The organism is Pelagirhabdus alkalitolerans (genome assembly GCF_900096905.1).
GTDB classification, from domain to species: Bacteria; Bacillota; Bacilli; order Bacillales; family Amphibacillaceae; genus Pelagirhabdus; species Pelagirhabdus alkalitolerans.
In genome coordinates this window covers 69,616-88,957 of the sequence record NZ_FMYI01000001.1, presented here as the reverse complement: position 1 = coordinate 88,957, position 19,342 = coordinate 69,616, and the positions used below count along the sequence as shown (strand labels likewise).

The following is a 19,342-nucleotide window of genomic DNA, read 5'->3' as shown; positions in this document are numbered from 1 at the left end:
CGTATTGATTGATTCTAATCAACGAAAGCAAAGACTGAATAGACTGATTAAGGAGTATCGAAAAGTTAATGATCATCAAGAACTAATTAATAAGTTGAAAAATCTAACGATGAATCATATAAAGAATAAAGACTTGTATGAGGAAAAATTACATGAATTAAGTTATGATGATGCTTATAATAAATCTTTATTTATAAAAGTGGCTAAACGCTATATGAAGCAAGCTAGTAAAAAACAAGTCCTATACATGTTAATGGATCTTATTAAACAAAAGCCCCCTCTTTATCATGAAAAAGCGAGTGAATTATTAACGTTAATTGAGGAAAAATATAATGAGATTGACCCTGAACTAAAATCAGTGATCTACTATGAAATTTCTGACAAACACCCTGTCCCAAATGAACAGATGACTAATAAAGTATTGTTAAATTCAATAAAAGATCTTGAAGATGATCAAAAGTTACATGCGATCAACACATTTTATCAAAATCAACAGTTAGGATCGATTGATCAATTGTACACATTTACCAGTGTTAATAAAATAGAGGAAAATAACGGTACATCTTCAGCAGTCTCTCCCTTAGTAACAGTTATTGTTCCTATAAAGCATCATATTGACTATATTGATCAATCATTGTATACACTTATGAATCAGACCTATTCTAGTATAGAGTTTATTTTCATAAGTGTTTATTCAGCTAAGTCATTAACATCGTACTGTCAATCATTAATAAGTCATTCAAACATAAATTTTTTTCAAGTCAATTCACAATTATCAGTTCCACAAATGTTAAATCAAGCTATTGACTACGCAAAGGGAGAGTATATAACCGTTCATCAATTAAATGAATGGGCTCACCCAGAAAGAATTCATTATCAAGTTTCAGATTTAGAAAATTCTAAAAAGCAGGCTAATCGACTAAAAGCATTGAAATTCTTAAGTGACCGATTTGAGCCGGTTGATGATTTTTATCAGTATACCTTCACACGTTATAGCTCAATTTGTCTAAAAACAGCTCGACTAAAAGATGAAGGATTAAAGTGGACTGATTTATTAAACGGGTATTTCAAGGTGTTTGATCATGACCTTCAAATAGTGCTTAAAGAGTCGATCACTTGCTTAAATGTAGATGGACTCATTGTTTTAATAGAGGCAGATTCACTTACAAACGAACGATACAAAAGAGCTTTGCAACATGCCAATGTTGAATTCGAGGATATATTAAAGTTTCATAACGACAAAAAACAACGGTTGTCTAGGCTTCAAAAACTCCCTTCTTTTTTCTCAGGTGAATCAAATACATTTGACATTATAGTTTGTGGAGGTTTGCGGGACTCATCACTTAACCATAAACGATTTGTGGAAAATGTGATTAATAATATTAACCTTAATCTCAGACAAGGAATTATAAAATCAACTCGTAAACTAGAGCAAAATAACGATCGTTCAAAAGATATGAGAGCATATTTCAATAAAGATTTACGTGTAGTTAACGGAGAAGATCATGTAGAAGCAGAGTTGCTTATTATTTATGATTACGAAGAATTTGCTAAAGTAATCGAAGATACACCGATAATGTCTGTGAAGGCTGTGAAATTAGTATACGAATCATCATCAAAATCTTTAGTAGATCGATTCACTAAAGTTATACAATTTCGCCAATCATATGAAGCGATCATAAGAAAAACGGGTATAAAACCCATCGTACACCCAGTTAATGAAAACAGTCGAAAAGAATTAAAAAGAATAAAGCAAAGTTATAAAAGAGCGGAAGTATCAAGATTTATGTGGTGTGATCATGCCGGTTCTAATAGCTACCAAGATCTTTTAATGGCTCACCTGCCTGAAAGGAGTCCTGACCATGTCTAATGAAACTCATCGTTTAATTGGTAGTGAGTGCGTTTCATTTGAGTCTCAAGACGAGTTTGAAAGAGCTTATCAATATGACGTATATATCAGAAAATTGAACCGAGAGTTAGACGCTATTGATAGGAATATGGGAAGAACGAAGTCGAAAAAAAGATTTATTTATAATACAATCACTTCAGTAGTTAAATTTAAAAAGACGCTTCGACGCTTAAAAAGTATCCCTTCAATGCAAGTGAAAATAGCGTCACTTGAGAAAAAGATAACCGCATACGAAAAACATATTGAAGAAACGAGTGAGCAACAAAAAATCATCACACCGTTAGTTAATCAATTATTTGATATTAGAGATGAACATATGCGAACTATAGCGCGGACAATTGATGATCGGGCAGAGTTGATAAAATTTATAGATGAAATAACAGTCAAAAAACAAAAAAGTGAGCAAGTATTTAATCAGATATTACAATTCTGTTCTCAAGTTTATAAGACTCACCAAGATCGGGAACTTGTTCACTTGATTTACCAAAAAATAGTGGACGATTTTCCACCCTCATTGCCTCCTGAGCTATTGGTTCGAGACCCAGCTAAATATGATTTGACATTAGAAAGTCAAGATTCATTTTCTAGTTCGATGGTAAGGAGGCAACGACTAAATCAAATTAAAGAGAACAATGTAGAAGCTACATTAGATAATAAATTTAAAGCCTATCAATTTGTGGATCAGTTTTCGATTAGGCGTCCTCATATTGCTGCTCATTCTTTTAAAGCTTCAGAAGTGCCAGCAAAACCAAACGTTGTGATTAAACCAATGGATGGAGCAGGTTCAAGGGGGGTCTATTTAGTTTACTCAGATAATGACATTATTGATTTGAAAAGAAACGAGCGCCTTTCAGCTTTTCATGAGCTAAAAAAACAAATGGAGCAAGATCTAAAAAAAGAATGGGTAATTGAAGATCATTGGTACGCTGAAGAACTCATTTTAAAGGACCATTATTCCAAAGAGTCTGCCCGTGATATTAAGTTTTACGCCTTTTATGGTAAAGTTGAGTTGATTCTTGAAATAGATCGAAACCAGGGTTTGCATTATTGTTGGTGGGATCGAGAAGGTAAGAGAGTAAAAACAGGTAAGTATGATAATTATTTATTTGTCGGAGAAGGTGTTTCTGAAGATGAAATTACCATGGTGGAGAAAATGAGTAAAGAAATTCCTTCACCTTTTATGCGAATTGATTTTTTAAGGCAGAATGACGAGTTAGTATTTGGGGAATTCACACCGAAACCAGGAAACTATGCTGATTTTTCTCGTACTATTGACCAAAAATTAGGAACGGCTTTCAATCGAGCTGAGGTCTGTTTAAATGAAGATTTATTAAGAGGTCGTTATTTTGAAAAATACAAAAAATTATAAAAAAGCACAGTGAAAAATAACGATAATCAGAAAGGGAATGAAGATGTTATTAAATATGAATGAAAAATGGTTGGATCATTTAATAAACGCTGTACCATCAGAGGGTATGGATAAGTATTTTAGCATATATGCTATTGCACTAGAAGGCTGGAGAAGAGGGCTTGAATTAACCATTTATAGAGATGACAAGAACGATAACAAGTTTAAAGTCAGATATTCACTTAGTGACGGTAAAAAGACATATCATTTTGATGGTTCTGGAAGTGATCTTATATCAAGTGAAGCCTACCACATATGTGATGATAAATTTTTAACTAAAGAAAGACTGAAGCAATCAGGTCTCCCTGTAACAGAAGGAAAAAAATTTTCAGTTATGTCAAAAACTTCGGATATAATCAACTACGCAAAAACGCTAGGTTTTCCATTAGTGCTTAAACCAACAGATGGTAAAGGTGGAAGCGGAGTATTCTCAAATATAAAAAATATGGATGAGTTTAAATCAAGTTTAAATATTTTAAGAGAACAAATGAACTTTAAAAATATTATGGTTGAAAGCTATGCAACTGGTGAGGAACATCGTGTGTTTGTTGTAGGTGATCAAGTAGAAGGTGTTATGAAGCGAGTGGCAGCTAATGTTGTAGGAGATGGTGATAGCACGATTCGAGAGTTAATTAATCAAAAGAATAAAATTCGACTTAAAAACCCACACCTGCGTAATAAAGTTATCAAAGCAGATCAAATTGTTGAACGTAATTTGAATAAATTGGGTTTGAATTTAGAGTCAGTCCCCCTTAAAAATGAATTTATTCAGTTACGTCTAACAAGTAATCTGTCGACAGGTGGTGATTCTGTTGAAATTAAAGAGAATGTATCTGAAGAATTGCATAATATAGCTATTAAAGCTACTAAAGCTATTCCTGGTCTATTCATGAGTGGTATGGATATAATAGTAGACGAAGAAACCAGTGGATACTATATATTAGAAGCTAACACAAAACCCGGTTTAGGTGGGCATATGTTTCCAGCTTATGGAGTACCTAAAGATTTAGCAAAATCAATTGTTGATTATCATTTTCCAGCAACAAAAGGAAAAGATCGTTCGCTACTCTATTTTGATTTTGATGGTGCTGTAGATTTATTGAAAAGGAGAACTGCTAAGAAAGTAGTATTGTCGCATCCTTCTAAACACTTTTCTGAAAATAAACAATTTTCTGTAGAAGGTGAGTTGAATGAAATCAGTTTAAAATTGTCTCTTGGACAAGTAGCAAATGAGTATAATATAAATGGCTATCTAAACATGACAGAAACACGGCCCATTTTGCATGTTAATGGTGAAAATGTAAAAGATATTAAAAAATTTGTTGACAGACTAAAAAAAAATAATCCCAATATAAAATTGAATGAAGAATCCATTAAAACGATCGAACCGATTGAAATAGGATTTAAGATATTAACAAATGATCAAAGTCAAAATAGTAAGAAAATAGAAAAAGAAATAGCTCATATTGAGAGAGAGAGAGCATATTATGAGCAAAAGTATGTTCAAGTTTTACAAAGTAGATCATGGAAATTAACAAAAATCATTCGTAGTCCTTTGGATATTATAAAGATGAAATTTAATCAGCTATTTAAAAAATAAATTAATAAAATATATTCTGGAGGTGTTGTATGGATTATATGGTTGATCAACTCTCCCATTTGGATGGTGTTTTACCTCCTGATGGATATAATAATCGTTTGAGTGTCTACTTAATAGCTTTGGAAGCTTGGCGTAGAGGAGTTTCCGTTCAATTTTTTGTAAAAAATGAAATCAATAAAAGAAGAATGATATATTATAAGTTAAAATATAAAGATACAGTTCGATCTTTTCAATTATCAGAATCTTTACAGCTATCTAAAACAGTAAAAAAGCTGTGTCGTGATAAAAATAAAACAAAAAGGCATCTAGAATCTATTGGAATAGATACACCCAAAGGTTTTAATATAGATAATCATGTCACTTCTTCCATGTTAAAAGACATGTGTAATGAACTGTCTTTTCCAGTAACAATAAAACCAGTTGATGGACAGTCGGGCAGAGGAGTTTATCCAAATATTAAATGCTTTGATGATTTATTAGATGTGTTTAACTATCTTGTTAATGAGCTAAAATATCATAATTTATTATTAGAAGAGTATGTCCAAGGAGAGGAACATCGGTTTTTTGGTGTAGGTAATGAAATTGTAGCAGTGACAAAACGGACACCAGCTCACGTTGTCGGGAATGGAAAAGATACAATAAATGAATTGATAAAACATAAAAATCGATTAAAAGAAAAGAATGTACTCGTATATAATAAAAAGATAAAGGTTGATCATGAGGTTAATTTGAATTTAGAAAATAATAATTATTCGTTGGATAGCATTTTACCTAAGGGTGAAATGTTAAAATTGCGTGAGAAGTCTAATATATCCTCTGGTGGTGATCATATAGATGTCACAGATGAAATTAGTGAAGAAGCTAAAATATTGGCTCAAGAAGCTATAAAATCGATTGAAGGTATTGAATTGTCTGGTGTCGATATGATTATCAATCCTAAAACAAAGAGAATGTGTATAATTGAGGTGAATACCCGTCCAATGGTAGGGTTGCATCTCTTTCCGTTAGAAGGAAAACCAAGAGATGTAATAAAACCTATTATTGATTTTTATTTTCCTGAATTGAAAAACAACTATCGTTCTAACCTATATTTTGATTTTAAATCAATTCAATCTACACTCAATAATTCAGCTGTATCCAGAGTCACGCTAAAACCATTACGTTATCGAAATGAAAAGGTTGAGAAGCATATTATTGAATTTGATAACGGAGATATCAATAAAATAATGTTTAAATTAAAATCGTTTTGTATTCTGAATAATATAAATGGTTATGTGAAAGAACATAAACAAGATCAAATTGAAATGTGTTGTACCATGAAAAAGAATGAATCTATAATAGGTTTATTAACTGAATTCCATATTAAATATAATTATAAGCTAAATTTATTAAAATCTGATCCTTTAAATATTCCATTGTTAATTGGATTTCGTATTGTTCGTTAAAATACTACTGCAGTTGTAACTGCTAAACTAAAGTAGACAATATTATGCTTTAAGGGCTAAATAGCCCAGACCTGAATGATAGGTGTGGGCTATTTGAAGCTTATTTTTTTCTGAAAACATGCTCTTTTGTACATGAAAATATCACCCTAAAGTATGCAGTTTTTAACTTTTTAAACTGTTTACCTTATGGGGAGCATATTATTTTTTATTTTATGATTTTTAGAATTGTTTAAACAATTCTTCTAATTCGTTTTATTCTATCTTTTATATAATCAAGGCTAATACGAACAGGTGACGTAACTTTCCAAACTTTACTACTCTCTATTTGTTCGTATTTCTTTTGATAATACTCTTTTTCTTCTTGAAGGTTTAAATATGCCCTTTCTTCATCTCTTGTCTCTATATTGAACCCAATAGGTACAGGATACGGGTATTCATATTCAGAAATAGATGTTACTTTTGCTCTATTTAATCCCTCATAGCACAGTTTTTTAAACTCATTTAGTTTATCTGTGCTATCAGCACAAGCGACTACTTGAACAGTATTGTCTTCTAAATTTTTTATTGATCCATGTATGTTCATTTTTTTAGCTTTATTGGTTACGGCAACTCTATAACCAACTTTCTGAACTTTACCATGAATAATAAATTCTTTTTTGTGAAATTCTCCTGTCGGACAAGGTGTTATACTAATTTCCTTAGCAGATCTGCTTTTTAATATTTCATAAATTTGTTCAATATTAAAGTAGAAAAAAGACCTTTGAATACCTTGGGTTTCTGGGAAGTAATAATCAATTATTTTCTTGGGGATATCTCTAGATTGTCCGTAGAACGGGAATAAATGCCCTCCCAAACCAGGTTTCGTATTTACTTCAATGACTTTATATTCGTTTTTTGATTTATTTACCATTACATCAATTCCACTTAGTGGTAGTCCAGGTATTGCATTTGTAGCATTAATCGCAATTTCTTTTAACTGATCAGGTATATCATCTGTTAAATCTACAGAATCTCCCCCGGTTGATAAATTACTGGTTAATTTTAATGCAACAGCTTGATTTAATTCAGGAACAGATTTTAAGTCCAGGTTTTGACTATATAAGACAGATTTGACATCCTTGTCAATTTTTATTTTTAAATTACTTAGGTGTGGATTTGATTTTCGTTTGTTATTTTTATCACGTATCAGTTTTCTAATTGAATCATGACCATTCCCAATTACGTTCGCTGGTATTCTATTCAGAACACCTACCACTTCATTATCCAATACAACTATTCTATACTCTTCTCCCTCGATGTACCGTTCGACCATAACCTTATTATAATTTAATTCGTCTCGTACAGTTGTGATAGCAGTCAATAAGTCCACTGGGGTTTGGATATTAGAGAAGACACCTTTTCCTCCATTTGCATTAAGTGGTTTTACAACCAGCGGGAACCCAAGCTCTTTACAATAATTCATAATATCACTGTTAGTATCATTCTTATTAAATATATTACCTTCAGCAACTGGGACGCCAGCTTTTTTTAAGTATTTTTTTGTTAAAAATTTGTCATCGCAGATCTTATCAGCTTCAGCAGTTGTCATATCACCTTTTGACGCTTCGAAATGATGTGTTCTTTTGTCATTAGACAAATAAAACCTAAGTTTAAATTTGTTTTCAGAGTCATCAAGTCTATAAAATTTTAAGTTTAATCCTCTTCTCCAACCCTCTAATGCAATCGAAACTCCGCTAAGTTTATAACGAAAACCTTGCATTGGGATTGCATTAATTAATTGATTAGGCCAATTTCCAAGAATATCATCTTTCACCACAATGTTGCCTCCTAATTACTTCCTATAGTACTATATACTTATAGCATAATATTATTTGTACGCATCCTTATCTATTCTAGCGCTTTTATAAATATAACTCAACTATAATTTTAAACTTACTTGATGTCTATATATATAAATAAAAAATGAAATTAGTGATTTTTTATCACAAAAGTAATTTATTGTATAGTGAAATAGTTAAATGCATACTCAATAATAAAATTATGGTACGATTAAGAGGTGATGAAAAACTTAAATGTTAATAGGAGAAATATAAATATGAAAAAGATAAATAAAGAATGGTTACCTCATTTGAATAAAGATGTTATGAATGAAGCAGGGGATCATGAACTTGATGCATATATTATTGCTTTGGAAGGTTGGAGAAGAGGATTAACACTAAATTTTCATGAGAAGAATGAGAGTCCGTTTGACGAGATCAAAACATGGTTTGTAGATAAACCCGGAAAATTATTTTCTTTATCATCTGAGACGCGTACACATTATTTTTTTAGAACTAGAGGCGATAAGGTCTCAAATGAAGCGACAGAAATTGGTATGAATAAGCAATTGACGAAAGAATATCTGCAAAAAGCTAACGTCCCTGTAGTTACTGGACATCGATTTAATTTAGCTATTGAAAAAGAAAAATTGATTCGATTAGCTGAAGATATAGGCTACCCTGTTGCTGTTAAACCTCTTGATGGCAGTTTTGGTCGAGGTGTTCATTTAGACATTAATAATGAGAGAGACTTAATGGAAGCCGTATGCAACTTGAGAAGTTCAAATGAAGGTGAAGATTGTTTAATTGAACCTTACTTTAGTGCTGAAGACATTAGAGCCTATGTTGTTGGCGATCAAGTGGTGGGGGCAATTAAAAGAATTCCAGCAAACATTGTAGGTGATGGCTACTCTTCAATAAAAAAACTTATTCAAAGAAAGAATGAATTACGAAAAGAGAACCCTCGTTTAGCTTCATGTTTAATAAAAATTGATGCGAAATTGGAAACATTCATAAAAAAACAAGGTTATACGCTGTTGACGATCCCACCTGAAAATAAAACTATATTTCTAAGTGATTTAAATAATATTTCTGCTGGTGGGGATTCAATTGACGTTCTAGATGAATTGAATCATTCTATAAAGGATGTAGCGGTTAATGCTATACAAGCAGTACCTAACCTATATCATTCTGCTGTTGACTTGTTGGTCGAAAGCTCTGGGCAAGCACATGTACTCGAACTGAATCCTACAGCGCAGATAGGATCAATCGTATTTCCTATGTATGGAAAACCATGTGACGTTCCTAAAGCAATTATTGATGATTACTTTCCCGAGACAGTAAATGACACAGAAAAAAGTAGTATGTATTTTGATTTTCAAAGAACATTGGAACCTATTAGACAAAACAGAGTAAATAAAGTGACTGTCCCATCTCCATTAAAAGGTAATCTTTATGGAAAACAATATATCATTTCAAATGTTGATTTTAATAAAGAAAAATTAAAAAGGGTTCGTGACTTTGTATTCAAATACGAACTAAGTGGTTATCTAGTAGAACATAAAAGAAAAAATAGTGAAGTCGTAATTGTGGGACAAGACAAAGAGATAGTAACTACATTTGATCAGGTTATTTTGAATCGTATATCAGGAGGGAATGAAAGTAATGTTGAGGTACGAGAATGGTCTAGCCCTGTTAAAGTAGGATTTGAAATCCATTCTAAAAAACAAAATAGAAAGCAATTTCTAAAGAGAAGTTTAAAGAAGATCGTGCCATTAGTGTATTCAGTAAGGTTAATAAAGAAATTTAAACAGTAAAAAAAGCCCTTAAAGGCTTTTTTTACTGTTATTCTATATGTTGATCTGTATCTGTCTGATGACGATCTTCTTCTCCGCCAATCGCATCTTCATTTACAGGTTGCATCTCTTCATCTTCATCTAAGATATCAAGATGAACTTGAAGTTTGTTTTGAACTTCAGCAAGATGCTGTTCATCTAGCTGATAGTAGTAGATACCGTCTAACCAAAGGTCACTACCTTCAAGATTAATCATTTCAACATCTAGATCTCCGGACATTCCATAGGAGATAAAGCTCATCATATCATCAAATGATAAACTTGTTGTCATGTTGTCACCAACAGCATCGATGACATCATTAATTCGATTAATAGATCCAATAGAAACGGCTCGATCGAGAATCGATTCCATTAATTCTTGTTGACGTTCACCACGAGCTAAGTCACTATCTAATTTACGTGTTCTTGCAAGTGCAAGAGCTTCCTCCCCGTCAACTCGCTGTTCGCCAGGGAGAAGGTGGATGGCATCACGCTGGTCGTCTGAATTGGATTCAGTAAATTCATAAGGCACATCAAAATCAACGCCACCTAACGCATCGACAACATCGACAAATGCCTGGAAGTTAAATCTAGCATAGTAGTCAACAGGAACATCTAGAAAGCCTTCAACAGCTTCAATGGATGCACGTGCACCGCCAAATGCATGCGCGTGATTGATTTTATCATAATAACCAACCTCAGGAATGTAGACGTATGAGTCACGCGGAATACTTGTTAGCTTCACACTATTATCGTCTTTATTAAGGGTAGCAAGAATCATAGAATCAGATAAAGCACTTCCAGCGTTATCACGTTGATCATTTTCATCAATACCTAAAAATAAAATCGATACGTGATCATGATCTGGATCAACATCAAAATCCCTTAATTCTGATCGGTCACGACCATCATCTTCGTATGCATTATCTACTGCTTGTTGTGCTCGATTAAAAATATTAAATGCGTAAACTGAAGTAGCTGTTACGAGTAGCAAGATAGGTACTAAAACAAACAACAAAAGTTTACGTTTACGACTTCTCTTCTTTGATTTACGTTTCATAGAACGTGAATTCACTTGTTCTTTTTTCTTCATGACGAATCCCCTTAAAATATGAATGATTAACACTATTAACTATTGTACTACCAATAGTTTGAAAGGTAAAATAATTTTTGACTTGAATAAAAAATGTAACAATCCTGTAACGTATGTCCCTTCGAGTTATTTGACGAGAGATTTTCGAAAACGTTACACATTTAAGCCCATTTTTTAATCACGAGGATTGTGTAGATGACCATCGCTGTTGCAACGGATAAAGCAGCGGCTAAGTAAATGTATGCATATCCGAATGCAGTGGCAATCAAACCGAATACCATAGCGCCTGTTCCTACACCTAAATCAAAGGAACCGAAGAACGTTGCATTTGCCATGCCGCGTCTGTTAGCCGGGGATTGATTAATCGCCCAAGCTTGCAAGGCAGGTTGAATACTACCAAATCCGAGTCCGTACAACGTACCAGCGAGTAGTAATGCCCACGTGTCAGGCATGATGAATAGTGTGAGCATCGCGAGCACAACGAGGACACCACCTGGTAAAAAGACATAGATATGTCCTTTCACATCATATAGTTTTCCTGCAAATGTTTTCGAGATTAAAAGAGCAATCGCATAGAACAAGAAATAGAACTCAATTCCACTCACACCTTCTTGTGCAGTATAAAGCGGTAGGAATGAGGTGATTCCACCGAAAGTAACGGTTACGAAAAAGAGTAAGATGGACGGTGTAACAGCACTTTTTTCAAAAATATCAAACTTTACAGTTGTTGATTTCTCTGGCTGCGGTAAATCTTCTATTTTTTTGTATTGAATACGAGAAGCGAGCACGAATGCAATGAGCCCAGTTGAGGCTATAATTAAAAAGAGTTGCGTGTAGGATAGAGCACCAGCGAGTGTTAAACCTAGTGATGGCCCGATCGCCAATGCTAAATTACCTGAGAACCCGAAATAAGCCATGCCCTCTCCACGTCTTGCTTGAGGAGTGAAGTCTGACACGATTGTACCTGTTGCCGTTGTGGAAAGCCCCCAACCTGCACCTTGAACAAGACGCATGAGAATCAAGAAAATGATCGATGGGACAATCGCGTAAGAACCAACTGACAGCACAAAAATAGCCAGCCCCAACATATAAATAGGCTGACGGCCCTTTGATTCAAGTGCATGTCCAGCATATGGCCTAAAAAGAATAGATGAAAATGAAAAAACCCCTGTAATTAATCCGATAATTTGATCCGTCCCGCCAAGTGATTGAACGAGCAGTGGAACGGTCGGTAAAGTCATTTGAAATCCTAAAAATATAAAAAAGTTTGCCACACAAATTAGGGCAAAATCTCGTGTCCAAATTTTCTCTTTCATGATGTCACTCCTAAAATTATTCGTTAGTCGAAATATATTATAACGTGTTTTGTCAAAAAAGAAAATAATCTGTGCTATACTTTAATCATTAAAAGGGAGGTGCTTATGATTGATGAACGATTACCACTAACCGAACCGTCCAGTTTAAGGCATTACGAAGCACTCTTAAGGCGTTTGCCGCGGAGTCATCCTCACTATGAGCAAGTGTTAAATACTGAAGGAAGAGAACGAGCAGGTTACTTCGGGGAGAAAGAATTTTTATATTATTTGAATTTTGTTAAGCAGGAACCGATTTTTAGTTTAGCAGGTTTACGTCTTTTGCATGATGAACATTATTTTCAAATTGATCATCTATTGATCACCCCGCAACTCTGTTTAATTATTGAAATTAAACATTTAACCGGAACAATCACGTTTAACGATTCCAACCAAATGATCCAAACGACCGATCATGAACGCATCTACACACATCCCAAACTCCAAGCCAATCTCCAAGCGAAACAACTCCAACATGTGCTTGCTCACTTAGGTTATCAACTTCCGATTCAAACACTTGTTGTGTTCACCCACCGCCAAGGTAAATTAATCACTCAACATCCAGGCTTAGTCACCGCACCTAGTTTTATACACAAGTATGAAGAAATAATCGCGAGATATCCTACTGTACTGAGTGAATCCGAATGTTCGTGGCTTGCGGATCAACTCTCGAGTCGGCACATGGATCGAGCAATTAATGTAATGGAAAAATTTAAAATACGAGAAGCGGATCTATTAAAAGGGGTACTGTGCCCAGATTGTGCAGGTCAACAAATGATGCGGAAGCACGGAGCGTGGTACTGCCCCCGTTGTAAGAGTGTTGACAAGCGGGCGCATGTACAAGCATTAAAAGATTATCAGATTTTGATCTCAGACACGATCTCCTGCCGAGAAGCGTGTGAGTATTTGGGTGTTGAGAGTCGGCATGTAACGCGTCGCTTATTATTGTTCGCTGGATGTGAGTTAATCGGAGATAATCGATCAGCTCATTATAAAATTAGATAGTTCTATGTACTCATATCGCGCGCAAATTCAATATATCGCGCAGTCAAGCTTGATTTTCGCGCGCAAATACCAAAAGTCGCGCATAACCACAAAAAATCGCGCGCAAATCAAAATTTTCGCGCAGTCACACACTCATTCCATAAAGAAAAGAACTGGCTTCAGCCAGTTCTTTCTGCTAAATTAAGTTGATTCAGATCGATCACGCGTTGGTTGCGGCTGCCGCAAAAGTCAAGACTCAAGTCTTTCTCTGCTAAAATAAAGGGACCATCGACTAACACGTCGCAGTAACTTAATAGCTCAACATAGTCGCCGCCTAAATCGAGCAGTTCCTCTAATGTGTAGCCGCTATACGCCCAAATGTTTTTCCCATTTTCGCGCAACCTGCGAGCGACTTCTTTAACTTCTCCAGCTTGATAAAACGGGTCACCACCCGATAAAGTCACGTCACAAAGAGGGTTGCTCATTACCTCATCAACGATCTCATCAACGGTCATCTCGCTTCCGTTTCGAATATTCCAACTCTTTGGATTGTGGCATCCTTTGCAAAAGTGAGGGCACCCTGCAAAGAAAATCACCGTACGCATACCCTCACCATCAACAACTGAATCATGTAATATATTCAACACTTTCATATGAAATCACTGTCCATGCTTAACACGCTCCTGCTCCTCAGCGCGCTTAGCTGTGTTCCATTTTTTCATGTCTCCAACGAGATAACCGGTAATGCGTCGAATACGCTCCACCTGATCTTGATCGCGATTCCCACACTTCGGACATTCCTCATTAATAATGCCGGTATAGCCACATGGTTCGCAGCGATCAACAGGATGGTTAATTGAACCATAACCGAAATCATTTTCAGCCATCGCCTTCACTAAAACATCAAGCGCCTTCGTATTTTTCGTTACATCCCCATCGCACTCAATGTATGAAATGTGTCCACCGTTACATAGCTCATGGAAGCGTCCTTCAATCCGAATCTTATCAATTGCACGAATCGAATAATAAACGGGCACGTGGAATGAATTCGTATAGTAGTCATGCTCGGTCACACCAGGAATCAACCCAAATTCATCACGATCTCCGCGTGTAAAGCGTCCTGATAACCCTTCAGCAGGTGTTGCAATTAAGCTAAAGTTCAAATCATACTGCTTACTTGCCCAGTCAACGCGTTCACGCATAAACTGCACAATCTCATAACCTAACTCAAGTGACGCCTCACTTTCACCGTGGTGCTTGCCAGTCAAGGCAACCAAACATTCAGCAAGTCCGATAAATCCAACGCTCAAAGTTCCTTGTTTTAAGACCTCACGTAAAGAATCAGTCGGCTTCAAGTCCTCACTATCTTTCCAAACGCCTTGCCCATATAAAAATGAAAAATGTTGTGCTTGCTTCTTCGCTTGAAACTCAAATCGCTCCAACAATTGCTTAATCACAAGATCAACAGTTCCACCTAAAGAATCAAAAAATTCACTTACCGAAGATGACACTAACGCTGTTTTCACTAAATTCACCGATGTAAACGACAAATTTCCGCGCTGAATACTATTGTCATCCCCGTGACGATTAGCCATCACGCGTGTTCGGCACCCCATATAGGACACTTCCGATTCAGGTGTGCCATCATAATGCTGAACGTTAACACTGGAATCAATAAAGCTAAAGTTCGGGAAAAGTCGCTTCGCTGTTGTCTCCAAAGCTAACTGATATAAATCATAGTTCTTATCCTCACGTTCAAAATTAACCCCGCGCTTCATTTTGAAAATTTGAATCGGGAAGATCGGTGTCTCACCATTACCTAAACCGTCTTTTGTCGCAAGCAATAAATTTTTAATTAACAAACGCCCTTCAACAGAAGTGTCTGTCCCATAGTTAATCGACACAAACGGCACTTGACCACCGCCACGTGAATGCATCGAATTGCAATTATGAATAAACGCTTCACACGCTTGAAAGACATCACGTTCAGCTTCTTTCCAAGCCGTCTTTTCTAAAGTGTCCTCGTCCCATTCAACAGGATAGCCGAGTAATTTTTTACGATGCTTTTCGTAAGACTTACGCACATACGGTGCTAAGTCATAATCGAACATCGGGTAGCTCTGACCACCGTGCTGCATGTTTTGATTTGATTGAAAAATAATTGAAGAGAGTGCCATCGCACTCGTAATATCGCCAGGTTCACGCATAAAGCCATGCCCTGTATTAAAACCACCTTTTAAAATCGCACCTAATGGAATTTGTGCACACGTCGTCGTGCCTGTCGGTAAAAAATCTAAATCATGTGGATGGATGAAATTATCATTCATCGCCTCAACAACGTCTCCACTTAATAATTTGGTTTTCGCATAATGTTTGGCAGCTTCTGAACCGAACTTCGACATTTGCCCCATCGGTGACTGGCCATCAACATTGGCATTTTCTTGGATTAAATCTTGATTCTCAGATGCGACAATCTCATCTAGTTGATCGATGAGTGAGTCGGTATTAGCTTTACGTGGAGTTAAAGTTTGCATCTTAACATCTCCTTATATATCAATATGTAGTATAAAATAAAAGAACAGAACACTATATATTGTGTTCTGTTCTCAGTCTAGCATATAGACAAGGATAAGAATAGCCTTAAAATTCCCAATATTTGTTTAAAATCTGCTTAATCCATGAGTGACATGCGACGTGCTAATTGTGACATATTTGTGACGAATTACCACATGAAGTTTTGATACTGTTCGTTCATCATGCCATCAATTAAATCGAAAAATGCTTCTTGATAAATGAAATCCTCAATCAATCGCACGATATAATCAGCTAAGAAAACTTCCCCAAATAATTGACCAAATAAATAAAATGCGATAAATAGTAAGGCAATTAAATAAACTAAATCAACACTTTGATTCGCTTGATAAGTAATGCGAATAACGAAAAGATTAACAATCATCATCACAAAGGTCAATAGGACAGAAATCACAGTTAAGCTAAAGCTCACGCTTAATCCGCCAACGAGCGCCATAAAAATCGCAATAGCAATCACTGTTAAAGGTAGCACCATCAGCGCACCAAAATGACTCATCACTTGCAAGTACGATAATGATAATTTCATTAAACGCGATAACCCGAACATAACAGCAATCACAAATGCGATCGTCACGAGTAAGTAAAAGAACGGCTCCAACACATATTCAAAAACAGAAGGCGTGAGAGTTGGGAACAGTTGATCCATCGCGACATAAATATAAACCGGTACAAGTAAAGCGAATAATACCAATGTAATAATGCTGTTCACTAAATCTGTTTTATGTTCTGTCATCATTAAACTTTTCTTAAACGGTTGGATCAAAGCAGGCGGTAAAAAGTGCCAATATGATTTACTGACCTTCTTCACCTGACTAATAAAATCTTTCTCATCTTCATCAGCTGCATATTCCTCAACGGGTGTGTGTACAACCGGTGCATCTTCTTCAGTTTCCTCACCCAACTTCGTCCCACAATTTGTACAAAATAGTGCATCTTCTTCTAATGTTTCTTGACAATTTGGACATGTTTTCATCTCGATCACTCCAGTTCTCTTTTTATTTAATGTGATATTTCTTCTAAGTTCGAGCTACTAAAGAAGAACAACCCCGATACATCATCCACTAACCAAGCATCCTTAGATTCATCATAAAATAACCTTAGTTGCATGCGTCTCGTTTCTTCACTCGGTTCCGAATCACCGAATTCATCGGGATCTGTCACCTCATCAACAAGAAATACGTACTCAACATTAACATTTACATAATAAGCTGCATCATCTTCATCATAAGAAAGTGACAAACTACTGAGGTCAATGTTCGTTTCGCTATGGTCACTGTCCCAGTAACGCTCGCTATCAATTAAACCATCGACTTCATCTGTTAAATAATCATCGGAAAATGCATCCGTCACAACCGACGCTTCATCAACTGATTGTTCGTTCATCACGTTAATATACTCGGTTCCATATTGATCCACGGCATCAATGAGCTCATTCTTCGCCTCTTCAGAAAAGGGTGAATCGACAGATAAATAGTTATTTCCAGCACGAACTTCTGTCGTTTCTGTTTCGACTTCGCCCCAAGGGAACGTGAGAACGGCAAATGTTTCGAGCTGTTGATCTGCTGAAACCGGGCTGAATAAATTGTCAGCGTCTAGTTCAATTTCTTGATCATTTAAGTAATACTGAATATCCTCAGCTTCTGATTCATACTCAACAGAGTAGCCTAACGTATCACCTTCCAGATAAAATGATAAGTCGACATCCGTCCGATCTAATCTAAGAAGCTCGAACTCCTTATACTCTGAAAGATAAGCAAAGTCATTTTCAAAAGTAGCTTCCATTTGGTATATACCCGGAACGAGTGGTCCTAACTCTACTGTTTCACGTTCTGATTCTGTTGTAGAAATAACCTCTTGTTCAAATAGAACGTCAGACCCTGGTCTTTCAACCGTTGCCTCTACATAAAAATTAGGCACAACGATGTCATATCGATTGAATGAAAACCAATTACCGTCTGATTCTTCAACTGATAAAATGTAATCGGCTGCGGGATTTTCAATTTGATCAGTTAACAAGTTCTGTATGTCTGTAGATGAGATATTTCCCTCGTCTAAATAGCGCATAAACCCATCCAAATCTTCAGAATCAATCTCTTCACCATCATCAAAAACAAGTAAATCAGCAATCGCCTCTCGGTCTTCTTCCTCAACCGCCTGTTCAAATTCCCCAATCACGCGCTCAGGGTCTGCATATGTACGTCCGATTTGATAGAAACTAAATAATAGAATAATAGCAACGAACACTGATCCCCCAATGATTCGTTGTTTTCTAGATAATTTGTTGAATCGCTCCTTTAAGGAGATAGACTCAGTTTTCTTCATCAGCTCAGATTGTGGTGTCGCGACTTGCTTCCCACAATATTGACAAAAATTATCTTTCTCTTTTAACTGATGTCCACAATGTTGGCAATAGTTCATCGGCTCATCCTTTCTTTTGTTACACGAGATCAGTCGGTCGTCCTAAGTAATAGCCTTGGACAGATGGAATATGTAATCCTTTAGCTGTCTCGTAATCTCTTTTTGTCTCAATCCCCTCTAAAACTAACCGAATTTGAAGTTTCTTGCAATAGTCAGCCATACTTTTGACGAAGGCCTTTTTTCTTAATGAATCCGTTAAACCATCAGCAAATCCACGATCCAATTTAATCATATCAAACTCAAAATCAATCATCGTATGAAAATTAGCATACCCTTTGCCGACATCATCGAGTGCAAACTGACACCCCCAGGATTGAATAGTTTCAATTTGCTTAACGTGATGATCGGTTGGCTCGAGTAACTCCTGTTCAGATAATTCAAATACAACTGAAGAAGGTGAAGTTGTAAGCGTTCCAAATAATCGGTCTAAGTCATGTAAAAATCGAGAATCGTTTAAAGTGGAAGGGAGTAAATTTAAGAAGATAGATTTACCTTGTAGATTTTGCTTCTTTTCAACTTTTCGCAACGCTTCTTCAATTGATGCTATATCCATTTCATACAAAAGCCCTTCATGTTTTGCTTGGTTAAAAACGTGCTCAGGATTTGAAAACTGATCTGTTCGAAGTAATCCTTCATATCCTAAACATGACTCTGAACTTGTTTCAAAAATCGGTTGAAAAACATGGTGAAACTCACGATTTTTGATAAACTCTTCCATAGCAACCATCCTAACGTTTATATAATTTACCAATACTGTTTATATTCTCTAATTAATTATAACAGAGAACAGACATCCACTAACAAAAAAACAAAAAAGGTGACAATTGTCATGCTCCATAGATAAAAAGGTCGAACAAAAGCAACAATTATTTATTTTTCTATCCATTTT

14 protein-coding genes are annotated in these 19,342 nt (G+C 35.6%); 6 read left to right on the top strand and 8 right to left on the bottom strand.

The genetic code is table 11. The annotated features are described in order from the left end of the window. The first annotated feature begins 4 nt into the window (after window positions 1–4). Genes BLR62_RS00345 through BLR62_RS00330 form a run of 4 tightly spaced genes read left to right on the top strand, consistent with a single transcriptional unit; the run spans window position 5 to window position 6,362 of the window. Window positions 5–1,870 carry a glycosyltransferase family A protein gene (locus BLR62_RS00345; protein ID WP_090791648.1) on the top strand — a complete coding sequence of 622 codons (1,866 nt, stop codon included), beginning with the start codon at window positions 5–7 and terminating at the stop codon, window positions 1,868–1,870. Continuing rightward, window positions 1,863–3,278: an ATP-grasp fold amidoligase family protein gene (locus BLR62_RS00340; protein WP_090791646.1), complete on the top strand. Its 1,416-nt coding sequence runs from the start codon at window positions 1,863–1,865 to the stop codon at window positions 3,276–3,278. Before BLR62_RS00345 ends, BLR62_RS00340 begins: the two co-directional genes overlap by 8 nt. A gap of 55 nt (window positions 3,279–3,333) precedes the next feature. Next, window positions 3,334–4,917 (top strand): ATP-grasp domain-containing protein, encoded by a 1,584-nt coding sequence (locus BLR62_RS00335; RefSeq protein WP_176759171.1) that lies wholly within the window; start codon window positions 3,334–3,336, stop codon window positions 4,915–4,917. A gap of 29 nt (window positions 4,918–4,946) precedes the next feature. After that, entirely contained in the window at window positions 4,947–6,362 is a 1,416-nt protein-coding gene (locus BLR62_RS00330; protein ID WP_090791640.1) for an ATP-grasp domain-containing protein, read from the top strand. 229 nt (window positions 6,363–6,591) lie between these two features. On the opposite strand, the gene BLR62_RS00325 is transcribed toward BLR62_RS00330, so the two are convergent. Further along, on the bottom strand, window positions 6,592–8,178 hold the full coding sequence (locus BLR62_RS00325) for an acylphosphatase (RefSeq protein ID WP_090791638.1): 1,587 nt from the start codon (window positions 8,176–8,178) through the stop codon (window positions 6,592–6,594). A gap of 279 nt (window positions 8,179–8,457) precedes the next feature. Here BLR62_RS00325 and BLR62_RS00320 point away from each other — a divergent pair, with 279 nt between their 5' ends. After that, entirely contained in the window at window positions 8,458–9,996 is a 1,539-nt protein-coding gene (locus BLR62_RS00320; RefSeq protein WP_176759170.1) for an ATP-binding protein, read from the top strand. A 28-nt stretch (window positions 9,997–10,024) separates the two neighbouring features. Here BLR62_RS00320 and BLR62_RS00315 read toward each other — a convergent pair whose 3' ends face one another. Further along, window positions 10,025–11,107, bottom strand: coding sequence for an LCP family protein (locus tag BLR62_RS00315; RefSeq protein ID WP_090791632.1), 1,083 nt, complete (start codon window positions 11,105–11,107; stop codon window positions 10,025–10,027). A gap of 161 nt (window positions 11,108–11,268) precedes the next feature. After that, a complete protein-coding gene (locus BLR62_RS00310; protein WP_090791629.1) occupies window positions 11,269–12,423 on the bottom strand; it encodes an MFS transporter in 1,155 nt (384 codons plus the stop codon). A 105-nt stretch (window positions 12,424–12,528) separates the two neighbouring features. Between BLR62_RS00310 and BLR62_RS00305 the strand changes: the two genes are divergently transcribed. Beyond that, a complete protein-coding gene (locus tag BLR62_RS00305) occupies window positions 12,529–13,464 on the top strand; it encodes a nuclease-related domain-containing protein (protein WP_090791627.1) in 936 nt (311 codons plus the stop codon). 158 nt (window positions 13,465–13,622) lie between these two features. On the opposite strand, the gene nrdG is transcribed toward BLR62_RS00305, so the two are convergent. The 5 genes from nrdG to BLR62_RS00280 form a co-directional block, all read right to left on the bottom strand. Next, window positions 13,623–14,096: an anaerobic ribonucleoside-triphosphate reductase activating protein gene (nrdG, locus tag BLR62_RS00300; protein WP_090791624.1), complete on the bottom strand. Its 474-nt coding sequence runs from the start codon at window positions 14,094–14,096 to the stop codon at window positions 13,623–13,625. A 6-nt stretch (window positions 14,097–14,102) separates the two neighbouring features. Then, a complete protein-coding gene (locus BLR62_RS00295) occupies window positions 14,103–15,977 on the bottom strand; it encodes an anaerobic ribonucleoside triphosphate reductase (protein WP_090791621.1) in 1,875 nt (624 codons plus the stop codon). A 188-nt stretch (window positions 15,978–16,165) separates the two neighbouring features. Continuing rightward, window positions 16,166–17,008, bottom strand: a complete 843-nt coding sequence (locus BLR62_RS00290) for a zinc-ribbon domain-containing protein (RefSeq protein WP_090791619.1) — start codon at window positions 17,006–17,008, stop codon at window positions 16,166–16,168. 26 nt (window positions 17,009–17,034) lie between these two features. After that, a complete protein-coding gene (locus BLR62_RS00285; protein ID WP_090791616.1) occupies window positions 17,035–18,453 on the bottom strand; it encodes a zinc ribbon domain-containing protein in 1,419 nt (472 codons plus the stop codon). Window positions 18,454–18,472: 19 nt separating this feature from the next. Next, window positions 18,473–19,171 carry an EAL domain-containing protein gene (locus tag BLR62_RS00280; RefSeq protein ID WP_176759169.1) on the bottom strand — a complete coding sequence of 233 codons (699 nt, stop codon included), beginning with the start codon at window positions 19,169–19,171 and terminating at the stop codon, window positions 18,473–18,475. Window positions 19,172–19,342: the final 171 nt, after the last annotated feature.

Coding starts and splice junctions, on each gene's coding strand:
- BLR62_RS00340 (WP_090791646.1), top strand. CDS start 1,863: ATGTCTAATGAAACTCATCGTTTAATTGGTAGTGAGTGCGTTTCATTT.
- BLR62_RS00335 (WP_176759171.1), top strand. CDS start 3,334: ATGAATGAAAAATGGTTGGATCATTTAATAAACGCTGTACCATCAGAG.
- BLR62_RS00330 (WP_090791640.1), top strand. CDS start 4,947: ATGGATTATATGGTTGATCAACTCTCCCATTTGGATGGTGTTTTACCT.
- BLR62_RS00320 (WP_176759170.1), top strand. CDS start 8,458: ATGAAAAAGATAAATAAAGAATGGTTACCTCATTTGAATAAAGATGTT.
- BLR62_RS00315 (WP_090791632.1), bottom strand. CDS start 11,107: ATGAAGAAAAAAGAACAAGTGAATTCACGTTCTATGAAACGTAAATCA.
- BLR62_RS00310 (WP_090791629.1), bottom strand. CDS start 12,423: ATGAAAGAGAAAATTTGGACACGAGATTTTGCCCTAATTTGTGTGGCA.
- BLR62_RS00305 (WP_090791627.1), top strand. CDS start 12,529: ATGATTGATGAACGATTACCACTAACCGAACCGTCCAGTTTAAGGCAT.
- nrdG (WP_090791624.1), bottom strand. CDS start 14,096: ATGAAAGTGTTGAATATATTACATGATTCAGTTGTTGATGGTGAGGGT.
- BLR62_RS00295 (WP_090791621.1), bottom strand. CDS start 15,977: ATGCAAACTTTAACTCCACGTAAAGCTAATACCGACTCACTCATCGAT.
- BLR62_RS00290 (WP_090791619.1), bottom strand. CDS start 17,008: ATGAAAACATGTCCAAATTGTCAAGAAACATTAGAAGAAGATGCACTA.
- BLR62_RS00285 (WP_090791616.1), bottom strand. CDS start 18,453: ATGAACTATTGCCAACATTGTGGACATCAGTTAAAAGAGAAAGATAAT.
- BLR62_RS00280 (WP_176759169.1), bottom strand. CDS start 19,171: ATGGAAGAGTTTATCAAAAATCGTGAGTTTCACCATGTTTTTCAACCG.